The 19815-nt window shown below is 47.1% G+C and carries 16 protein-coding genes; 11 read left to right on the top strand and 5 right to left on the bottom strand.

Features of this window, described 5'->3' with window-relative positions:
- Window positions 1-846: a WlaTC/HtrL family glycosyltransferase gene (locus LU290_RS04760; RefSeq protein WP_277809398.1), complete on the top strand. Its 846-nt coding sequence runs from the start codon at window positions 1-3 to the stop codon at window positions 844-846.
- Between the two features lie 64 nt (window positions 847-910).
- Window positions 911-1861: a capsular polysaccharide synthesis protein gene (locus LU290_RS04755; protein WP_277809397.1), complete on the top strand. Its 951-nt coding sequence runs from the start codon at window positions 911-913 to the stop codon at window positions 1859-1861.
- 3 nt (window positions 1862-1864) lie between these two features.
- Here LU290_RS04755 and glnE read toward each other — a convergent pair whose 3' ends face one another.
- Window positions 1865-4654: a bifunctional [glutamate--ammonia ligase]-adenylyl-L-tyrosine phosphorylase/[glutamate--ammonia-ligase] adenylyltransferase gene (gene glnE, locus LU290_RS04750; protein ID WP_277809396.1), complete on the bottom strand. Its 2790-nt coding sequence runs from the start codon at window positions 4652-4654 to the stop codon at window positions 1865-1867.
- A gap of 117 nt (window positions 4655-4771) precedes the next feature.
- Between glnE and tusD the strand changes: the two genes are divergently transcribed.
- From tusD to LU290_RS04735, 3 genes are all read left to right on the top strand, one after another.
- The gene (gene tusD, locus LU290_RS04745) at window positions 4772-5152 is read left to right on the top strand and encodes a sulfurtransferase complex subunit TusD (protein ID WP_277809395.1); all 381 of its coding nucleotides are present in this window, start codon (window positions 4772-4774) and stop codon (window positions 5150-5152) included.
- Window positions 5153-5214: 62 nt separating this feature from the next.
- The gene (locus tag LU290_RS04740; RefSeq protein ID WP_277809394.1) at window positions 5215-5520 is read left to right on the top strand and encodes a hypothetical protein; all 306 of its coding nucleotides are present in this window, start codon (window positions 5215-5217) and stop codon (window positions 5518-5520) included.
- A 25-nt stretch (window positions 5521-5545) separates the two neighbouring features.
- The gene (locus LU290_RS04735; RefSeq protein WP_277809559.1) at window positions 5546-5860 is read left to right on the top strand and encodes a TusE/DsrC/DsvC family sulfur relay protein; all 315 of its coding nucleotides are present in this window, start codon (window positions 5546-5548) and stop codon (window positions 5858-5860) included.
- A gap of 107 nt (window positions 5861-5967) precedes the next feature.
- On the opposite strand, the gene LU290_RS04730 is transcribed toward LU290_RS04735, so the two are convergent.
- Together LU290_RS04730 and LU290_RS04725 are read right to left on the bottom strand one after the other, a co-directional pair.
- On the bottom strand, window positions 5968-7551 hold the full coding sequence (locus tag LU290_RS04730; RefSeq protein WP_277809393.1) for a carbon starvation CstA family protein: 1584 nt from the start codon (window positions 7549-7551) through the stop codon (window positions 5968-5970).
- Between the two features lie 274 nt (window positions 7552-7825).
- Window positions 7826-9109 carry an acetyl-CoA C-acetyltransferase gene (locus tag LU290_RS04725; RefSeq protein WP_277809392.1) on the bottom strand — a complete coding sequence of 428 codons (1284 nt, stop codon included), beginning with the start codon at window positions 9107-9109 and terminating at the stop codon, window positions 7826-7828.
- A 511-nt stretch (window positions 9110-9620) separates the two neighbouring features.
- Here LU290_RS04725 and LU290_RS04720 point away from each other — a divergent pair.
- The 4 genes from LU290_RS04720 to hpt all read left to right on the top strand — a co-directional run bounded on the left by LU290_RS04720 (window position 9621) and on the right by hpt (window position 13872).
- Window positions 9621-10982: a 3-oxoacyl-ACP reductase gene (locus LU290_RS04720; protein ID WP_277809391.1), complete on the top strand. Its 1362-nt coding sequence runs from the start codon at window positions 9621-9623 to the stop codon at window positions 10980-10982.
- Between the two features lie 49 nt (window positions 10983-11031).
- On the top strand, window positions 11032-11910 hold the full coding sequence (locus LU290_RS04715) for a MaoC family dehydratase (protein WP_277809390.1): 879 nt from the start codon (window positions 11032-11034) through the stop codon (window positions 11908-11910).
- 96 nt (window positions 11911-12006) lie between these two features.
- The gene (locus LU290_RS04710; RefSeq protein ID WP_277809389.1) at window positions 12007-13269 is read left to right on the top strand and encodes a serine hydrolase domain-containing protein; all 1263 of its coding nucleotides are present in this window, start codon (window positions 12007-12009) and stop codon (window positions 13267-13269) included.
- A gap of 84 nt (window positions 13270-13353) precedes the next feature.
- A complete protein-coding gene (hpt, locus tag LU290_RS04705; protein WP_370688554.1) occupies window positions 13354-13872 on the top strand; it encodes a hypoxanthine phosphoribosyltransferase in 519 nt (172 codons plus the stop codon).
- A 43-nt stretch (window positions 13873-13915) separates the two neighbouring features.
- Here the strand turns inward: hpt and LU290_RS04700 are convergent, their stop codons facing one another.
- A complete protein-coding gene (locus LU290_RS04700) occupies window positions 13916-14524 on the bottom strand; it encodes a 4'-phosphopantetheinyl transferase family protein (RefSeq protein WP_277809387.1) in 609 nt (202 codons plus the stop codon).
- Window positions 14525-14851: 327 nt separating this feature from the next.
- Here LU290_RS04700 and nth point away from each other — a divergent pair, with 327 nt between their 5' ends.
- The gene (gene nth / locus LU290_RS04695; RefSeq protein ID WP_277809558.1) at window positions 14852-15496 is read left to right on the top strand and encodes an endonuclease III; all 645 of its coding nucleotides are present in this window, start codon (window positions 14852-14854) and stop codon (window positions 15494-15496) included.
- Between the two features lie 100 nt (window positions 15497-15596).
- On the opposite strand, the gene LU290_RS04690 is transcribed toward nth, so the two are convergent.
- On the bottom strand, window positions 15597-17231 hold the full coding sequence (locus tag LU290_RS04690; protein ID WP_277809557.1) for a BCCT family transporter: 1635 nt from the start codon (window positions 17229-17231) through the stop codon (window positions 15597-15599).
- A 657-nt stretch (window positions 17232-17888) separates the two neighbouring features.
- Between LU290_RS04690 and ilvD the strand changes: the two genes are divergently transcribed.
- Window positions 17889-19787, top strand: coding sequence for a dihydroxy-acid dehydratase (gene ilvD, locus LU290_RS04685; RefSeq protein WP_277809386.1), 1899 nt, complete (start codon window positions 17889-17891; stop codon window positions 19785-19787).
- Window positions 19788-19815: the final 28 nt, after the last annotated feature.

Below are 19815 nucleotides of genomic sequence, written 5' to 3'. Positions count from 1 at the left end.
ATGTCAAACATCACTATCGTAACCGCATTTTTTGACATTGGTCGTGGCAATATTCAAAGACAAAATGCACCAAGCTATATGAGCAGAACGACCGACACTTATTTTGAATATTTTGCCAATCTGGCACAACTAGAAAATGAGATGGTAATTTTTACCAGTCTAGAATATGTCGAGAAAATCAAAGCATTAAGACAAGGCAAACCAACACGAGTCGTTGCATTTGATTTTCATAATAGACTGCACTATCTTAGAAACAAGATTGCCAACATACAGCAGGACAAGCAGTTTATCGGTCAAATTCACCCAGATTTGCGAAATAATATTGAATATTGGTCGGCTGATTACGTGTTGGTTACCAATCTAAAAACTTATTTTATCAATAAAGCCATCAAAGAAAAATTGGCTAAAAATAATTTGGTAGCTTGGGTTGATTTTGGCTATGTACGCTCACAAGACACGCTAAATAATGTCCGTAATTGGCGATATGATTTTAATAACAATAAAATCAATTTTTTTAGTATTGTCAAAAATAGTGCACCTAAAAGCTGGCAAGATGTTTTGGATTGCATTTTTCAAAATAAGGTTTATATCATCGGTGGCGTAACTGTCGCCAATCAGCAGGCATGGCAAGCATTCTTAAAATTGCTATTTGACCAACAAAAACAATTACTCAAACTAAACATTGTTGATGATGATCAGGGGCTTTATATGATGTGCTTATACCATCAGCCAGAATTGTTTCAGCTGAATTATTTGGGCAAAAACCAATGGTTTTCTACATTCAAAAAATACGACCAAACTTCTAACATTTCAATTTGGGAAAAGATTAAAGATAGGTTGATTTAATATGGCACAAACTACAACCAACTTTCAGCCATTGATAGAAAAATTTGACCAGTTAACACCATCAATGCAAAAAATTCAGCGTTATAAACAAAAACCGCTTAAGTGGTTTTATAATGCTTTTGTACCAAAAAATCGCAGAAAGCTTGCCGAAAAACAAGCCAAACTCACTCAGCAAGCTCATCTGGCAGAATGTTGGCAAGAGCTGATTGGGCTGTATCGACAAAATAAACTCCCGCATTTCACCATCACACCCAAAAAACAATTTACCCATCAAAAAATCATTTGGCAATATTGGGGGCAAGGCGTCAATGGCGATTTGCCTGATATTGTTAAGCTATGCTTTAAATCAGTAGATAAATACAAAGGCGATTATCAAGTCATTCGTCTGGATGATGACAATCTGTCTGATTATCTCGAATTTCCAGATTTTGTATTTGAAAAAAGACAAAATCCACAGTTTAAGCCAGCATTTTTTGCTGATATTTTACGCTTAGCTTTGCTTTATCATTATGGTGGTGTATGGGTTGATGCGACCATACTTTTGACAGCACCGATTGATGAGCGGATTTTGGCACAAGATTTTTTTATGTTCTCTCGCCATCCAAATGCAGGCAATCAGGACTTTTGGGAGAATTTTAATGCTGATTATTTTGGTTGGCATAAGCATCATTATGTAAATATTCTAAATAGTTTTATCGTCGCCAAACAAGGTAATAACCTAGCGTACGACAGTTTGCAGTTGATGCTTAATTTTTGGCACACACAAAATCACATCACGCATTATTTCTTTTTTCAGATTATGTTTGATGTTTTGACCGAGCGTGGGACGATGCCTGTGATGTTGCCGATGGACGATACCCTACCCCATCTGCTTATCAGTCGCCTAAATGAACCATTTAATCAGCACGACTTTGAGCAAATTTGCAAACAGACGCAGATTCATAAGCTGACCTACATTAAAGAATGCAAAAAAGGTTCGTATTATGATCACATCAGACAAAGCCTAAACCCTTAAATTTTACCCCAACACCCTCTCCCAAACCCCACGCACAAAGGCTCGGCTTTCTTGCCACAGCTCATCATCCACGATGATTTGCTTGTCGGATAGGGCAAGCTCGTGCGTGGTCTTACGAAGTAGTAGGTAGGTTTGGGTGAGTTTATCACACCACTCATCGCTGATGAGTCCTGTCTTTGCCACTTCCTCAAAGATTCGCACATTATCCGACCAAATGGCAAGATTTGGGTGTTGATGGGCGTGTGCCAGCACCAAAAACTGTGCCAAAAACTCAATATCCACCAAGCCACCAAAATCCTGTTTTAGGTTAAATTGATGCGTCTTATCGCCCTGCGTCCCTAGATGACTTTGCATTTTTTGGCGCATTTCTTGTACATCCACACGCACCTGCTCGACATCACGCGCTTTGGTCAATACCGCTTGGCGAATCTCATCAAATACCCCAAGCACCGCCCTATCACCTGCAATGCCACGAGCCCGCACAAGCGCCTGATGCTCCCAAGACCACGCCTTTTGAGTCTGATACAGCTCAAACGCCTGTACCGAGCCGATCATCACGCCTGCATTACCCGAAGGGCGCAGTCTCATGTCCAGCTCATACACTCGACCGTCACGAGTCTGCGTGGTGAGATAGCTGAGTACCTTTTGCACCAAACGGGATGCAAACTTCATGCCGCTGACAGGCTTGTCGCCATCGGTGTCGGCTTGCTCATTGATGCTGTGCAAAAATACCACATCCAAATCAGACGCATAGCTCATCTCAATGCCACCAAGCTTACCATAGCCAATGATGGCAAAGCCCATGCGCTCAGGGCAGGCACGCTCGCCGCTTTGTAATAGCGGATGGCCGTGCTTGGCGGCAAGCTCATCAAAGGCTCGGTGCATGGCGGACTCAAGCACCACCTCAGCGATGAATGTCAGGCTGTCTGATACTTTCATGATGTGGCGAAGTCTCAGCACATCGGCAGTCGCCACCGCAAGGACTTGCGTTTTTTTGAATAAACGAATATTTGCCAGATAGCTTTCATCATCAAAGCGCTCGACTCGCAGCAGACTTTGACGCAACAGATCAGCAAGCTCATCTTTGTTTGGCAGGTGCAAATAGCGTTTTTGTAGAAAATTATCCAAAAGCATGGGGTGTAAGGCAAGCTCTTTGGCGATCCAATGACTTGCCGAGAGCATGGGCACAAGCGCAATGGTGGCGTTTGGATTCTCCGCAAGCATCACCAGATAAATTGAGCGGCGACAGATAGACTCCAAAAGTGCAATCAGCCTAGGCACAGCGACATCCGCCCTAGGTGCGCCATCACTCTTAGCGTGCTCAAGCAAAGCGTGCAAAATGATGGGGCGGGCAGCATCCAGGCGAGATTTTGGCTCAGCATCTAAGCTCTTGACCAGCTTTGAGTCAAAAAATTCCTCAAACAAACGCACGCTTTCATCGCTCAAAATCCCTTTGAGCGTCTGCCAAGTGGTCTTGGCATCATCCAAATCCTGCGCAGGACTTTGGCGGTCGGTGATCATTCTATTAAAAGGCACAGACACACGATGGCGGTGCGTGTCTAACACTTGGCGAAATTGACCGACATCCTCAAAACCCAGCACGCAAGCGATGCTACTTAGCTCGTCTGGATTTTGTGGCAGCCTTTGGGTTTGCTCATCATGACGAGCTTGAATGGCGTGTTCAAGCCGCCTTAAAAAACGATAAGCACCCGCCAAGTCCTCCGCCTCTTTGGCGTCCAGATAGCCATACTGCAAGAGTGCCTGTATGCCGTCCAAGCAAGGCAGATTTTCGCCAAGCGCCGCCTCATGCCCGCCATAAATGAGCATGAACGACTGCACAATGAACTCAATATCACGAATCCCACCCACGCCAAGCTTAACATTATCCAAATCTTGCCTTTGGGTCTGCTGAGCGACGATCAACGATTTCATTTCTCGCAAAGCCCCAAAAGCACTATAATCAATATAATAACGATAAACAAAGTTCTTACGAAGGCTTAATAATCTATCCAAAAACTGTGTCGACACTTCATTGACCACACGAGCTTTTAGCCAAGCAAATCGCTCCCAAGTGCGCCCATGCTGGTTAAAATACTTCTCCAACGCCTGCGCTGTCATCACCAGTGCCGAGCCATCGCCCCACGGACGCAGACGCATATCCACCCGAAATACAAAGCCATCTGCCGTGACTTCATCTAAAAGCCGAATGATACCACGCCCCAGATGCGTCATAAATTTTTGATTTTCAATGCTTTTTTGGCCAATGTCCGTCTCACCCAGCCCCTTATGAATAAAAATCAAATCAATGTCGCTGGATAAATTAAGCTCCATTGCACCCAGCTTACCCATGGCAATCACGGCAAATTCGTCCGCTTGTTTTTGCCCATCCACCATCACAGTGGGTATGCCATAGCGTTTTGTTAAGTTTTGATAGACGAAATCCTTAGCAAACTTAATACAAGCATCGGTAAAAACCGACAATTCACGCATGAGTGTCTCAAGAGCAATCACACCCAAAGCATCCTGCCAAATCCATTTTAGCATGAGTAGGTGACGCAGTTTACGCAAAGCTGCCATCACGCCTGCCTCATCGCCCTGCTCCGCCGACTCACCGACAAACCGCTCAATCAACTGCGTAAATTCATCATCTGCCATCGGATGATCTAAGCGAAACTCCCCCAAAAACACCTCAGCCAAAGCGGTGTGTTTTTCGTATAATTTATGAGCAAAGGGGCTGGCAAGCCAAAGCTGATGAAGCTGATTTTGCGTTGGGGTAAATACACAGTGAGTCATGGCAATTCAATCAACAAACAATACAAACAGAATAAAATGTTTTCCCATTTTACACCAAAAATTCGCTATAATAAGCACAATTTTGCAGATTTTTATTTTTCTAAACATTTTATTGCCATGCCCACTTTATTACTCATTACCGCAAACCCACACAGCCAAACCGCCAAACAAGCCATCGCCACCGCCAAATCCCTGCTAGACCAAAAACAAAATGTTAGCGTGTTTTTTTATGGCGATGGGGCTTATACCGCAAACCGCCTGATGTGGCAGACCGCCGATGTGCCAAGCGTGTCCGATGAATGGGTCAAGCTTGCCGATGAATATTCGCTCGACCTGCCCGTCTGTGTCAGCACCGCCTTGGCTCGTGGCATTACCGACAGCGACAACGCCAAACGCCACCACCTAGACGGCGATAATTTGCGTTCGCCGTTTCGCTTGGTGGGACTTTCCGAGCTTGCCTTACAGATTGATGGTGCTGACACCGTCATGCAATTTTAATCACGCCCACTAAGCCTTTGGCGAATTTATCCATTTTTATCATTTGACCATGTTGATTTATCATGAAATTCTTAATACAAATCCGCTCAGACAGTGAGCTGATCGGCTACGAAGCGATTGCTTTGGGTTTTACTTTGGCAAGTTTTGATCATCAGGTACAATTTTATTTTACAGATGGCAGTCATTTGGTGTTAAATGACCCACAGAGCCGAATTTATGGCATGATTCAGTCGCTGGATTTGTACGATTTACCAAAAGCGTGGGCAGATTTCGCCCCAGACATTCGCTTGGACGATGTGATTGGCGATGTGGTTGTGCCAACGGATGCGGTGTGTTCGACAGATTTTGACAGCGTACTGGTGTTTTGATGGGTTGGGAGTTGTTATGGCAGATTTGACATTGACTTTAGACGATGATGGGCATTTGACCGATCACACGCTTTGGACGCCTGTGGTGGCACAAATATTGGCGGACACGCTGGATGTGACGCTTGATGAGATTCACTATCGCATTTTGGGCGAAGTGCGGGCATTTTTTGACAAATATCATCACAGTCCTGCGACACGCCCACTCATCAAACACCTAAGCCAAACCCTGCCTGACGATGAAATCAACAACGCCAAGCTGCAAGCCTTGTTTAATACAGGATTGGTCGCTCGCCATGTCAATCGCATTGCAGGCTTGCCCAAGCCGCCAAACTGCTTGTAGTCCTTATGACTTGAAGGCTTTAAAGGTAGCCTTGCCATCATTTTAAGACGCCCAAATCAAAAAAAAAATGCGAACCGTCAAGATTCGCATTTTTTCATTAAGGGCTGTTAAGCTTTGTGATTCACCAGCGCCTCAGGATCGCCTGCGATGCCTTCACGCTTGACAAACAAGAAAAACGCAGCGGTAATCAAGGCAGTCAAAGCCGCACCGATGTACAGCGACAGCGTATAATCCAGACCAAAGCCGATCTTATTATAGGCTAAGAAAGTTGCGCAAGCGGCAGTCATAAAGATGGCAGGAATGGTGCAGATCCAATGTAGCTTGCGATAGCGATACAAATAGCCTGCGGCAGTCCAAAGCATCACGACAGCGACCGTTTGGTTTGCCCAGCTAAAATAGCGCCATAGAATCTGAAAGTCCACTTTTGACACGACAAAGCCAATCACAAACAGCGGAATGGCGATCATGAGGCGCTTCATCAAAGTGCGCTGCTCCATGTTCAAAAACTCTGCAATGATCAAGCGAGCGGCACGGAAAGCTGTATCACCCGAAGTGATCGGTAATACCACTACACCCAGCACAGCAAATACACCGCCAATCGCACCTAGGTAAGCAATCGAGCTGTCATAGACCACTTTTGATGGCGAACCTGCGGCGATGGCTTCTTGTAGCGACACCAAATCAGGATAGAACGACAGACCCACTGTACACCAGATGAGAGCAATGATACCCTCGGCAATCATCGCACCGTAGAAAATAAAGCGCCCTTCCGATTCATTCATGGCGCAGCGAGCCATCAGCGGTGTCTGCGTGGCGTGAAAGCCCGACAAAGCACCACAGGTGATGGTCAAAAATAGCAGCGGCCAGATGGGCAGATCGCCTTTGGGCTGGAAGTTTTGGAAAAATGCCTCGACAGACAGACCGCCCATGCTACTATAAAAATAGCTTTGAGCAGTGCCTAATTCATTGGCAACCAAGCCATAAGTCATGCCAAGCGACATGAACAGCAATAGACCGCCAAAGAATGGATAAACACGCCCAATGATTTTGTCAATCGGTAGCAAGGTTGCGACGATGTAATACACAAAAATGATGGTCGTCCAAGCGATGATGACGCCCTCTTTGGTCATGCCAAAGACCGTATTGGCAGCATCGGTGGCGGCAACACTCACACTCTCAGCATTGTCCACCGAGATGGCGCCCGTCGCCGTCGTGCCAAAGACATCCATCGTGATGGAGCTAAGCAGCTGCGCAGGACTTGCCACAAATACCACGCCCACCAACACCAAAAGCACCACCGCCAAAAGATTGATGAAGTGCTTAGGGATGGCGCCCAAGTATTTACCCGTCAAGTACGGCATGCTTGCACCGCCATTACGCACAGACAGCATACCACACATATAGTCATGCACCGCCCCAGCAAAAATACAGCCAAGCACGATCCAAAGCATCGCCACAGGCCCATACAGCGCACCCAAAATCGGACCAAAAATCGGACCTGTGCCAGCGATATTCAGCAGCTGAATGAGCCAAATCTTACCTTTTGACATCGGCACATAGTCCACGCCATCCGCCATCGTGTAGGCGGGCGTTTCACGATTTGGATTGATGACGAAAATTTTTTCGACCACCTTACCATACACAAAGTAGCCAATGACAAGCACCGCCACACAGAAAAAGAACCATAACATGAGTTGTTATTCCTAAAAAGATGATAAATTTACTGTTAAGAAAATTTTAAAACACGAAAAAACACTAAAAAACACCAAAAGTGTTTAAACTTCCAGACATACATCTGCAATAACATACCTAAAAAATGTACAAATGTAAAGTGAAAAATTAACAAAAGTCATACAATTTATCAGACGACTTTAAGTCATAAATAAGCCACAAAAAAGCACGCCCTAAGGCATGCTTTTATTAAATGCTTATCATATGCTTAAGCTTAAAGCAAATACAGGCTAATCAGCGCTCCAAGATACAAGTAACGCCTTGACCGCCAGCTGCACAGATGGAGATGAGCGCACGACCCGAGCCTTTTTGAGCCAGTAGCTTGGCAGCAGTGGCAAGAATGCGCCCACCTGTCGCTGCAAATGGATGCCCTGCGGCAAGGCTTGAGCCATTGACATTGAGCTTGCTGCGGTCGATTGAGCCAAGCGGCGCATCCAAGCCCAAACGATTTTTACAGAATTTTTCATCTTCCCATGCCGCCAAAGTGGACAGCACTTGCGAAGCAAATGCCTCATGAATTTCATAAAAATCAAAGTCTTGCAAGGTCAGTCCTGCTCTTTGTAGCATCTTTGGCACGGCATAGGCAGGCGCCATGAGCAGCCCTTCGGTCAAGCCTTCTTTGCCGATGAAATCCACAGCTGCCGTCTGCTGATGCGTGATGTACGCCAAAGGCTCATAGCCATTTGCCTGCGCCCACTCATCACTGGACAAAAGCACGCAAGACGCACCGTCAGTCAGTGGCGTGGAGTTGGCGGCGGTCATGGTTGGATTGGCGTTTTTCTTGCCAAAGACAGGCTTTAAGGTGGCAAGTTTTTCAAGGGTGGTGTCGGCACGCAAATTATTATCACGGCTGACGCCTTTGTAAGGGGTGATTAGGTCGTCAAAAAAGCCTTCTTCATAAGCACGAGCCAAGTTCTGATGGCTGGCATAGGCGAGTGCATCTTGATCAGCACGAGTGATGTCCCACTCCAAAGCAGTGATTGCTTGGTGCTCACCCATAGATAGGCGGGTGCGTGGCTCACCATTTTCAGGAAACGCCAGTAGTTTTTTTGGATTGATGGTGCTTAGTGCGGCAAGTTTTGCCTTGGCGTCTTTGGCAGTATTTAAGCGCAGCAGTGGCTTTCTGATGCCATCACCTAAGGCAATCGGTGCATCAGAAGTCGTGTCCGTACCGCCTGCAATGCCACTATCAATGATGCCAAGTGCGATTTTGTTTGCCACCGCAAAAGCTGCCTGAAGACCTGTGCCGCACGCTTGCGAGATGTCATAGGCAGGCGTCGTGGCAGAAAGCCTGGTATTTAGCACAGACTCACGGGTTAGGTTTAGGTCACGGCTGTGTTTTAGCACCGTGCCTGCCACCACCTCGCCGATCTCTTTATCAGCCAGATCAAAGCGTGTCACCAAGCCATCTAAGGCAGCGCTTAGCATGTCGATGTTGCTGGCGTCGGCATAAGCGCCATTTGAGCGGGCAAAGGGAATGCGATTGCCACCTAAGATGGCGACTTTTTTGATGGTCATAAGATTCTCCTTGAATCAAGTGCGATCTGTGATCGTGAAATTTTAGGGGTTGTTCATTGTTAATATTGTTAAAATCCGCTGTTCAATCGGTGGTTTAAAGCCCAAACACTCAGTCTTAACACCCCACTAGCTTAGCATTATTTTTATCAAAATCCAAAGATTGATGCAAAAAGATTGATGTAATTTGTAACAAAATTTTGGCAAATCACGCAAACAAATACCGACCAGTACACAAAAAGCGATGATAAATGGGTGGTAAGGCTGATTTTTTGTGTTAGAATGTAGGTGTTTATGCTTTTTGTATGGTTATGCCAAGCTGAGTCATGCCAATGTCGTTGTAAATTTTAAAGACCAAGCTTGACGCAAGCAGCATGACAATTAAAGCAGTATTAAAATGAATGCAAAGCCACAACCCAACGCCAAAGTTTACGGCAGATGATCCCAAGTTCATCATGGACTTAAGGCTTTGATGACAGATGACATACACTTTTAAGGATAATAGGACAATCTTATGAGCGATCGTTATGGTGAATTGGTACAGTCTCCACTGGGCAAAAAAGTCGCCAAAAACCTAGGGCTGCCCATGCCCATCAAGCTTGACCGCTATGAGTCAGGTCAGCCTGTGCTGCGTGGTGAGGTCGCCTTTGGCAAAACGGCAGGCGAGGATACTTCGGTGGCAGACGCCATCGGTAGCCTGCTTGCCAATCTCGACGCCAAGATCACCACCAGTGAACAGCTTAGTGAAAGACTTGCTGATGACCATGCCAAATTTAAAGTGGCGATTTTTGATGCCACCAACATCAAAGACACAGACGGACTCAAAGCGGTGTATGAATTTTTCCATGCGCTTGCTCGCCGTATCAAAGCCTCTGGTCGTGTGATCATCATCGCTCGCCCTGAGTGCTGCACGGCAGATGACATCGGCTTTGCCTTGGCTCAGCGTGCCCTACTAGGCTTTGCCAAATCAGTGGGCAAAGAATTCAAAAAAGGCATCACTGCCAATGTCCTTTATACGCAAATGGGTGCTGAGTCACACCTCGACCACGCACTAAGATTTTTCTTGTCAGCAAAGTCTGCCTATGTGTCAGGTCAGCCTATTTTTATCAAAAAAGGCGGTGAAGTAAATGTCGTGGCATTCAATGAAAACAAGCCACTACAAGGTCGAAAAATTCTCGTCACAGGTGCCTCTCGTGGCATCGGTGCGGCAGTGGCACAAGTGCTGGCTCGTGATGGCGCTACGCTATACTGTCTGGATGTGCCTCAAAGCCTGTCTGAGCTACAAAAAGTCGCTGGCAACTTAGGCGCTCACGCCCTGCCGCTTGACATCACAGCGCCAGACGCTGCCGAACAGATTGTCAAAGCGTGTGGCGCGCTAGATGGCATCGTGCATAATGCGGGCGTTACCCGTGATAAGACGCTGGCGAACATGGGCGAGGACAAATGGGATCTGGTGATGAACATCAACCTAAAAGCCATCCACACCATCAATGACCATCTGATGAACAACCAAGGATTTAGCGACAGCGCACGCATCGTCTGCGTCTCGTCCATCTCAGGCATTGCGGGCAATCTGGGTCAGACCAACTACGCCATGAGCAAGGCAGGTGTGATCGGCTTGGTCGAGGCGACCGCCAAAGCCTTTGAAGGTACCAACCAAACCATCAATGCTGTCGCACCGGGTTTCATCGAGACCAAGATGACAGGGCTGATTCCGTTTGCCATTCGAGAGGCAGGCAGACGCATGAACTCCATGAGCCAAGGCGGCGAGCCTGTCGATGTGGCAGAGACCATCTCATGGCTGCTGTCACCAAAAGCCTGCGGTCTTAATGGCAATGTCGTACGAGTTTGCGGTCAAAGCCTGCTTGGCGCCTAAACCGCATCGATGATTAACATTTCAAAAAAAACTTAACAATAGGTATCGTATGGCAGAACAACATTTTAAAGAATTGCCAAAAATGCACACCACTTACGCCAATGTCATCAAAAGCTTGATTCCCATTGGCGATAATAAGGCGAGTGATTTGCCAGAGTCGGTGTATCAAGTGGATCATCTTGCCATTGATGAGCATAACTTAAAAGAGTACCGCAAAATCTGCGGATTCATCAATGACGGTCGTGTGCCGCCAACTTATTATGCCGTGCTGTCTCAGACTTTGCAGATGAACATGATGGCAAAGCCAGATTTTCCTTTTGCCATGCTTGGCTTGGTGCATCTTGAAAACAGCGTCACCCAGTATCGAGTCATCTACGACAGCGAGTCTGTGACACTCTCGGTGCGTCTGGCAAATCTGCGAGCGCATGACAAAGGGCAGCAGTTTGATTTCGTGACGACAGCCACCATCGACGGCGAGCTGGTGTGGGAAGGCGTATCCACCTACCTTTCTCGCCAGAAAAAAAGCGCCGAAGAGCGTGCCAAGGCTAAAAGCATCGAAACGCCAGCCCCACGCCTTGAACCTGATGATAACCACTGGGCAGAGCTCATCAACATTCCTGAAGACATCGGTCGTCGCTATGCGTTCGTCTCTGGTGATTTTAACTTGATTCACTTGCATCCGCTGTCGGCGAGAGCTTTTGGCTTTCCTCGTGCGATTGCGCATGGCATGTGGTCAAAGGCGGCAAGCATCGCTCAGTTTCATGATTTGCCCAAGGCTTATCGAGTGGATGTATCATTCAAAACGCCGATTTTTCTGCCTTCTAAGATTGATTTTGTGGCACGCCAAGAGACAGATGGTCGCAGCTTTGCGCTGTATGCAGCAGGCACAGACAAGCCACATCTGCAAGGTCGCATTACTTTTTTGTGATCATGCACAAATCCAACGCTCAAAGACTGGATTAATTTCCAGTTTTTGTGTTGATGGCAGCCCCACTGTTTCCAAACCCCAAACAAAGAGTGCTTCATGACAAGCTGGCAAGATTTCCCCCAAGTGCTAGAACAGCTACAATTCGACGAACCAACGGCAGGCGGTGCGCTCGTCATTTATCAAGATGGCAAAGAAGTGGTCAATACAGCCTTTGGCAACGCCACCATCAATGACGCATGGACGACCAAGACGCTTTCGGTGAATTTTTCCATCGGCAAGGGCGTGATGGCGACGCTGGTGGCGATCTTGGTATCAAAAGGCATCATCGATTATGACGCACCGATTGGGCAGTATTGGGCGGCATTTGCCAATCATGGCAAACAAAACATCACACTGCGCCAAGTACTCACGCACAGCGCTGGGCTGTTTAATATTGCAAATTTGACACAGTCTGTCGATGACTTGACCGACTGGCAGGCGATGGGCGAGCTTGTGGCGTCGATGAGTCCTGATATCCCAAAAGGTCAAGAACAGCATGGCTATGCCAGTGCATACAGCGCCCTTGTCTCAGGCTGGATCTTGGGTCATGTGATTGAGCGTGTCACAGGTCAGCGTTTGCAGGCGGTGCTCGATGAGCATCTTGCCAAGCCACTTGGCATGGTCGGGCAGATTTATTATGAGCTTCCTTATGATAAGGTCGATGAGGTGGCAAGACCGGTGCGTTATTTTGAAGGCGTGCCTGACACTAAGCGCAAACCCACTTTAAAGCCAGACAGCCCACAGACCGTACAGACGCTGTCAAAGCTGCCTGCCGCTAAGCTGTGGCAAGATGCACTTGGCAGCACCAATCTTCTTGGTACCGCCAACATCAACCGTCTGTATTTTGACACCTCCAAGATGAATCTTACTAACTACAAAAACGCCCTCATGCCCAATGGACGAGATGGCGTGGAGTATTATAGCCCGTCAGTAATGTGCGCCAAAATCCCTGCTGCCAATGGCGTATCCAGCGCCCATGCCCTAGCTTTGATTTACGCCATGCACGCAAATGGCGGCGTATGGCAAGATCAGATACTGATCTCCCCTGCTGTCATGGCAGATTTGCGCCGTGTGCAGGTCGATGGCTTTGATGCGGTGATGCCTGCCAACATGCGCTGGCGGACAGGCTTTCATCGACTATTTAGCATACAGCACACGCCCAATGCCTATGGACACATGGGCTATAATGGCTCGGTGGCTTTTTGCGACCCTGACCGCAAGCTTTCGTTTGCCTTTATTCACAATTTTGACACGACGATGCTAAACGATGTGCGGCAGTTTGCCCTGTCTGAGATGGCGGTGCTTCACAGTAGCTTTTAGAAAGCAGGCGCTTGCTAATTTTGACACAATGCACTAAAATAAACTTTTTTTTAATAAAATATCGCAATGAATACACAACCAACCATGAATGTCATGATCACAGCCGAAGACATCGCCCACAAGGTCAAAGAGCTTGGCGCCGCCATCAACGCACACTACCAAAACAGCGACAAAGAGCTAATCTTGGTCGGCTTGCTGCGTGGCTCGGTGATTTTTATGGCAGACTTGTGCCGTGCCATCGACAAGCCGCACGAGCTGGATTTTATGACCGTATCAAGCTACATCAATAAGACCACCGTATCCAGCGGCGATGTCAAGATTTTAAAAGATTTGGACAGCGAGATCTCAGGTAAAGATGTGCTGATCGTCGAAGACATCATCGACTCTGGACGCACGCTGTCAAAGGTCGTTGAGATTCTACAAACCCGCAATCCAAACTCCATCGAGCTTTGCACCCTAGTCAGCAAGCCCTCTCGCCGTGAAATTGAGATGGAAGTGAAGTTTTTGGGCTTTGAAGTGGAAGATCGTTTCATCGTTGGCTACGGGCTTGATTATGATCAAAAATATCGCCACCTGCCATTCATCGGTGAAATCGGACTATAAACCACATTTTTATCACAGTGAGCGCCTGCATTTGGGCGCTCAGTCATTTGACAAACTGCCACGCCTGCACACACCCCTCATAAGCCACCGTCAGCACACACTCGCCCACCATCACACATTCAAAGCGATAACGACCGATTTTCTCATGAACAACCTCGCCCTGTCGCTCGCTTGCAAATTGAGCATTGAGCTCACGAAGTGGCATGCGAATGCCCAGACCACTTGCCTTTAACACCGCTTCTTTAATCGTCCAAATCTTAAACCACAGCACACGATCGCATCCACTCGCCTGCCAAAGTGCATATTCATCTGCATGAAAAAACCGCCTTGCCAACGGCTCAAAATTCGCCTGCCGATGAACACCCTCAATGTCCACGCCCAATCTTTGTACAGACAATGAATACACAAGCGCATAATCATCATCACTGTGTGATTGATTAAACGCAAGCGGACTGTTTGTCACCACAGGCTTGCCATGCGATTGTTTGGCATATACTGGCACAGGCAGATGATTTTGCGAGCAAAACTGGCTTAAAATCTGATGTCTATGACTAAAAAGCATTGATTTTATTTGAGATTTTTGCAGATTGTCTTGCGCAATATTTGCTTGTGCGATGATATTTGCCAATTTGTCAAAATAAACATAAATCATAAAACAATATCTTAAAAACAGCTTAAAAACACCCTAAAAATTACTTAAAAACTTACTTGAAAACGTCAAAAATTGCAACCCATTTTAATTCATCGATGACAAATTTTAGTTTTGCCAATGCTTAGAATCCATTTTTTATCATCAGCCATGTTATAATAATGTAAATTTTTCTGCCAATTTTAAACCAAATTTACCAAACCCCATTTTATGACCGACATCAAAAAACCAAAATCCAAAGCCATCTCAAAAGCCGTTAGCACTGCTGCCTCTGGCAAAGCCAGTAAGCTCACCGTCGCCAAAACCGCCGACACGCCTGCCTCTCGTCCGATGAATGATGAAAAACGCTTGGCGTTTTTTCAAAAATTATCCCAACACATCAAAGAGCCTGTTACCGAGCTGAACTATTCTAGCGATTTTGAGCTACTCATCGCCGTGATGCTCTCAGCACAAGCCACCGACAAAAGCGTCAATATCGCCACCGACAAGCTATTCCCTGTCGCCAACACACCGCAGGCAATCCTAGATTTGGGGCTTGATGGGCTAAAAAGCTACATCAGCACCATCGGACTGTATAATTCCAAAGCTGCCAATGTGATGAAAACTTGTGAAGATTTGCTAAAAAAACACGGCGGTCAAGTACCACGCACCAGAGCCGAGCTTGAAGCACTGGCTGGTGTAGGGCGAAAGACCGCCAATGTCGTCTTGAACACCGCATTTGGCGAGCCTGTGATGGCGGTGGATACGCACATTTTCCGTGTTGGCAATCGTACAGGACTTGCCACAGGCAAAACCGTGCTGGCGGTAGAAAAAGCCCTGATGAAGCGAATCCCCAAACAGTTTTTGGTTGATGCTCATCACTATCTAATCCTGCACGGCCGCTATACTTGTATGGCAAGAAGTCCAAAATGCGGCTCGTGCGTGGTCTTTGATGAATGTATGTTCAAAGACAAAGAAAAATGGGCGGATTTTTAACAGCCCACCTTGCTGCCAACCACCAAAAACTTAAAAATCAAAAAAAAAATCGAGCAGCCTAAACCGCCCGATTTTTTTTGGCATTTTTAATTGATATGCCTTACTCCGTCTTGTCTGTTGTCGGTGGCGGACCGGGGAGCAAATGCTCATCCACCATCTCATTGGCACTGTTATGCTCTGCCGACTCTTCGGTGATGTACCACTGGGTGTTGCGATACAAGGTCAATCGGTCTCGACCCAGACCACGAATCAGGCAGTACATCATCACAAAGATGACAAAGGCAAATGGCAAGCCTGCCACGATCGCCGCCGCTTGTAGCGCAGACAATCCACCTGCCGCCATCAAAATCGCAGCAATCATGCCCTCAGAAGTCACCCAAAACAGGCGCTGAATTTTCGGTGGATTGGTGTCGCCGCCAGCAGTAAGCATGTCCACCACAAGACTGGCTGAGTCTGCCGAAGTCACAAACCACAGCACAATCATCACCAAAATCACCACCACTAAGCCTTGTGTGAATGGATAGTATTCAATGAATTTAAAAATCGCACTGCCTGAGTCGTTTAGCACCGCCGCCGACAGCCCATAGTCGCCCATCAGCTCCATGTGAATCGCCACGCCACCAAAAGTCGTAAACCACAAAAACAACAGCAGCATTGGCACAAACAGCACGCCAAAGATAAACTCTCGAATCGTACGACCTCTTGAAATACGAGCGATAAAAATCCCCACAAATGGCGACCAGCTCACCCACCATGCCCAGTAGAAAATCGTCCAAGACGCCTGCCAACTACTGTCCATATAAGCTTCATTCCAAAGCCCCAAAGTAACAAGATCGCCAGCATAATTGCCCACATTCTCCACAAAGCTGTCTAAGATAAACTGCGTCGGACCTGTGACGATCATGAATGCCAGCATGACAAGCGTACCGATGATGGTGATGTCACTTAGCCGCTTCACGCCCTTATCAAGCCCTGCCATCACCGAGAATGCCGCACACGCCGTGATGCCTGCGATCAAGGCGACCTTAAACACCAAGCTAGGCTCAATGCCAAACACCTGTCCAAGCCCTGTTTCAAGTTGCATCACCCCCAAGCCTAGCGAAGTCACGACACCAAACATCGTACCAAACACCGCCAAGATGTCTACCGCATGACCCCATTTGCCATAAATATTCTTACCAATGATGGGAAATAGCACCGAGCGAATCGACAGCGGCAGCCCACGGCGGTAATGAAAATACGCCAAAGACAGCGCCACCAGTGCATACACCGCCCATGCGTGCAGCCCCCAATGCAGGAACGACAGCTGCATCGCCTCTTTGGCGCTCTCAACGGTGCTGGGCTCAGCCATCGGCGGCTGCACGAAGTGATACAAAGGCTCAGCCGTACCCCAGTACAAAAGCCCAATACCAATCCCCGCCGAAAACAGCATGCCAATCCACGAGCCAAAGCTGTATTCAGGCGTCTCGGTCTGCGCCCCCAGCCGAATGTCGCCATAACGACTGAGCGCCACATACACACAAAACACCAAGGCAGCATTCATCAAGATGATGAACATAAAGCCAAAGTGCTTGGTGATTAAGGCTTGCAAATCGCCAAACAGCTGTCCAGCAAACTCCGTAAACAGCGAGCCAAACACCATAAATGCCACAATCAGCAGCATTGAGATGATAAAAACAGGGCGACTGACCTTGGGAAACACCAAAAATCTTTTGGTGGTAAGCCCCTCATCCATCAGCGCCCTGTCCTCTTGTAGCTGCCGTTCTTCGGCGGTGGGTTTTTCATTATCGACATTCATTGATCTTCTCCTTATGATTTTATTCAGATTTCCATAAAATACTTAAATTTAAAAACACAATACAAAATACTCATCCATTCATAAATTCAAATATTCAAAAACATCTTGCAAAAATCATCATTTTTAGGTGATTAACTAAACAAATTTAAAAATTAACCATAAATTACAGCAGTCTAACCTTAACAAAATCACGCTATTTTTGCAAATTAAGCGTCCATCTTACAGCAAATTTTTGATATTATTTAAAATTAACCCTTTGTATTTTATGGATTTTTTCTGTGAGTTATAATTTTGTAACAAAATACGCCACCTCCCATAAACACCATCCAACGACCCATCATTTATGCCGTCACATTTTGATCGTAAACCAAATCAGCCAATCTGAAAGTTTATCATTTATAAAGAATTTTTTATGAAAATTTAGCGTCAATGGTGGTACAATACATCTGATTTATGCGATGCCCAAAACCAAAGACAGCTGTCGCCATCTTTTTTGGTGTTGTTTTGGCACGATTATTGCCACAAATATCGCCACAAAATTGATAATTATTGATTATTGTTACAAACTGATAAAATGTAAAAATAGGAATCACTATGCCAATCTACCGCTCCAAAACTTCTACCGCAGGTCGTAATATGGCAGGCGCTCGTGCGCTATGGCGTGCCACAGGTATGAATGATGATGATTTTAATAAGCCGATCATCGCCATCGCCAACTCTTTTACCCAGTTTGTGCCAGGTCATGTGCATTTAAAGGACCTAGGTCAGCTGGTCGCTCGCGAGATAGAGCAGGCAGGCGGCGTTGCCAAAGAATTTAACACCATTGCCGTTGATGACGGCATTGCCATGGGACACGGGGGTATGCTGTACAGCTTGCCAAGCCGTGATTTGATTGCCGACTCGGTAGAATATATGGTCAATGCCCATTGCGCCGATGCGTTGGTATGTATTTCTAACTGCGACAAAATCACCCCAGGTATGCTGATGGCGGCTTTGCGACTTAACATTCCGACCATCTTTGTCTCTGGCGGTCCGATGGAAGCTGGCAAGGTGCTTGCATCTGATTTGGCAGATGGACACACCACCCACGAAACCGTAACTTCTGATGACGGCAAAAAGGTACGAAAACTTGACCTTGTGGATGCGATGATTGACGCAGCGGACGATTTGATTTCGGACGAAGATGTGGCTAGCGTGGAGCGCTCAGCCTGCCCAACTTGTGGCAGCTGTTCTGGTATGTTTACCGCCAATTCGATGAACTGCTTGACCGAGGCATTGGGGCTGTCTTTACCAGGTAACGGCTCGTTATTGGCGACACACGCCAAACGCAAAGACTTATTTTTAGAAGCGGGCAGAATGATTGTTGAGCTTGCCAAACGCCATTATGAGAAGGACGATTATAGCGTTTTGCCAAGAAGTATCGCCACTAAGTCGGCTTTTGAAAACGCAATGAGTCTTGACATTGCCATGGGCGGTAGCACCAACACGATTTTGCATTTGCTCGCAGCCGCACACGAGGCAGGCGTGGACTTTAAAATGGCGGACATTGACCGCCTAAGCCGTGCCGTACCGTGCCTGTCTAAAGTCGCCCCTGCAACGCAAAAATATCATATGGAAGATGTCCACCGTGCAGGGGGCGTAATGGGCATTTTAGCAGAGCTTGACCGAGCTGGGCTATTAAAAACCGATGTACCAACCGTGCATTCGCCCACATTAAAAGACGCTCTAAATAAATGGGACATCATGAACCCTGACAATGTGGACGCACGAAACTTGTATATCGCCGCCCCTGCTGGCGTTCGCACCACGCAGGCATTTAGCCAAAATAAAGAATGGTCCAATCTTGATGTCAATCGTGAGTCTGGCTGTATTCGTAGTAAAGAACATGCCTATTCCCAAGATGGTGGCTTGGCGGTGCTGTTTGGCAACATTGCCGAGCGAGGCTGTGTGGTCAAGACCGCAGGCGTGGACGAGAGTATTTTGAAATTTACGGGGCGTGCCCGTGTCTTTGAAAGCCAAGATTCTGCGGTGGAGGCGATTTTGGCAGATAAAATTGTGGCAGGCGACATTGTCATCATCCGCTACGAAGGTCCAAAAGGCGGGCCTGGTATGCAAGAAATGCTCTATCCGACAAGTTACCTAAAATCCAAAGGCTTGGGCAAAGCCTGTGCCTTATTGACGGACGGACGATTTAGCGGCGGTACTTCGGGGCTGTCTATCGGACACGCAAGCCCAGAGGCGGCAGAAGGCGGTGCGATTGGGCTGGTGGAAGAGTTTGATACCATCATCATTGACATTCCAAACCGCTCTATCCACCTAGATGTGTCTGATGACGAGCTTGCCCGTCGCCGTGAACAAATGAACGCAAAAGGCAAACAAGCGTGGAAACCTGTCTCACGCGTCCGCAAGGTAAGCCAAGCTCTGCGAGCCTATGCAGTTTTGACAACGAGTGCCGATACAGGGGCGGTGCGAGATGTCTCTCAGGTGGAGTGATGATCGAATGAGCGCTAACTTGCAATAA

The organism is Moraxella nasibovis (assembly GCF_029581575.1).
GTDB lineage: Bacteria > Pseudomonadota > Gammaproteobacteria > Pseudomonadales > Moraxellaceae > Moraxella > Moraxella nasibovis.
This window is presented reverse-complemented; position numbering and strand designations above follow the sequence as displayed.

Coding starts and splice junctions, on each gene's coding strand:
- LU290_RS04760 (WP_277809398.1), top strand. CDS start 1: ATGTCAAACATCACTATCGTAACCGCATTTTTTGACATTGGTCGTGGC.
- LU290_RS04755 (WP_277809397.1), top strand. CDS start 911: ATGCAAAAAATTCAGCGTTATAAACAAAAACCGCTTAAGTGGTTTTAT.
- glnE (WP_277809396.1), bottom strand. CDS start 4,654: ATGACTCACTGTGTATTTACCCCAACGCAAAATCAGCTTCATCAGCTT.
- tusD (WP_277809395.1), top strand. CDS start 4,772: ATGCCCACTTTATTACTCATTACCGCAAACCCACACAGCCAAACCGCC.
- LU290_RS04740 (WP_277809394.1), top strand. CDS start 5,215: ATGAAATTCTTAATACAAATCCGCTCAGACAGTGAGCTGATCGGCTAC.
- LU290_RS04730 (WP_277809393.1), bottom strand. CDS start 7,551: ATGTTATGGTTCTTTTTCTGTGTGGCGGTGCTTGTCATTGGCTACTTT.
- LU290_RS04725 (WP_277809392.1), bottom strand. CDS start 9,109: ATGACCATCAAAAAAGTCGCCATCTTAGGTGGCAATCGCATTCCCTTT.
- LU290_RS04720 (WP_277809391.1), top strand. CDS start 9,621: ATGAGCGATCGTTATGGTGAATTGGTACAGTCTCCACTGGGCAAAAAA.
- LU290_RS04715 (WP_277809390.1), top strand. CDS start 11,032: ATGGCAGAACAACATTTTAAAGAATTGCCAAAAATGCACACCACTTAC.
- LU290_RS04710 (WP_277809389.1), top strand. CDS start 12,007: ATGACAAGCTGGCAAGATTTCCCCCAAGTGCTAGAACAGCTACAATTC.
- hpt (WP_370688554.1), top strand. CDS start 13,354: ATGAATGTCATGATCACAGCCGAAGACATCGCCCACAAGGTCAAAGAG.
- LU290_RS04700 (WP_277809387.1), bottom strand. CDS start 14,524: ATGATTTATGTTTATTTTGACAAATTGGCAAATATCATCGCACAAGCA.
- nth (WP_277809558.1), top strand. CDS start 14,852: ATGAATGATGAAAAACGCTTGGCGTTTTTTCAAAAATTATCCCAACAC.
- LU290_RS04690 (WP_277809557.1), bottom strand. CDS start 17,231: ATGGATGAGGGGCTTACCACCAAAAGATTTTTGGTGTTTCCCAAGGTC.
- ilvD (WP_277809386.1), top strand. CDS start 17,889: ATGCCAATCTACCGCTCCAAAACTTCTACCGCAGGTCGTAATATGGCA.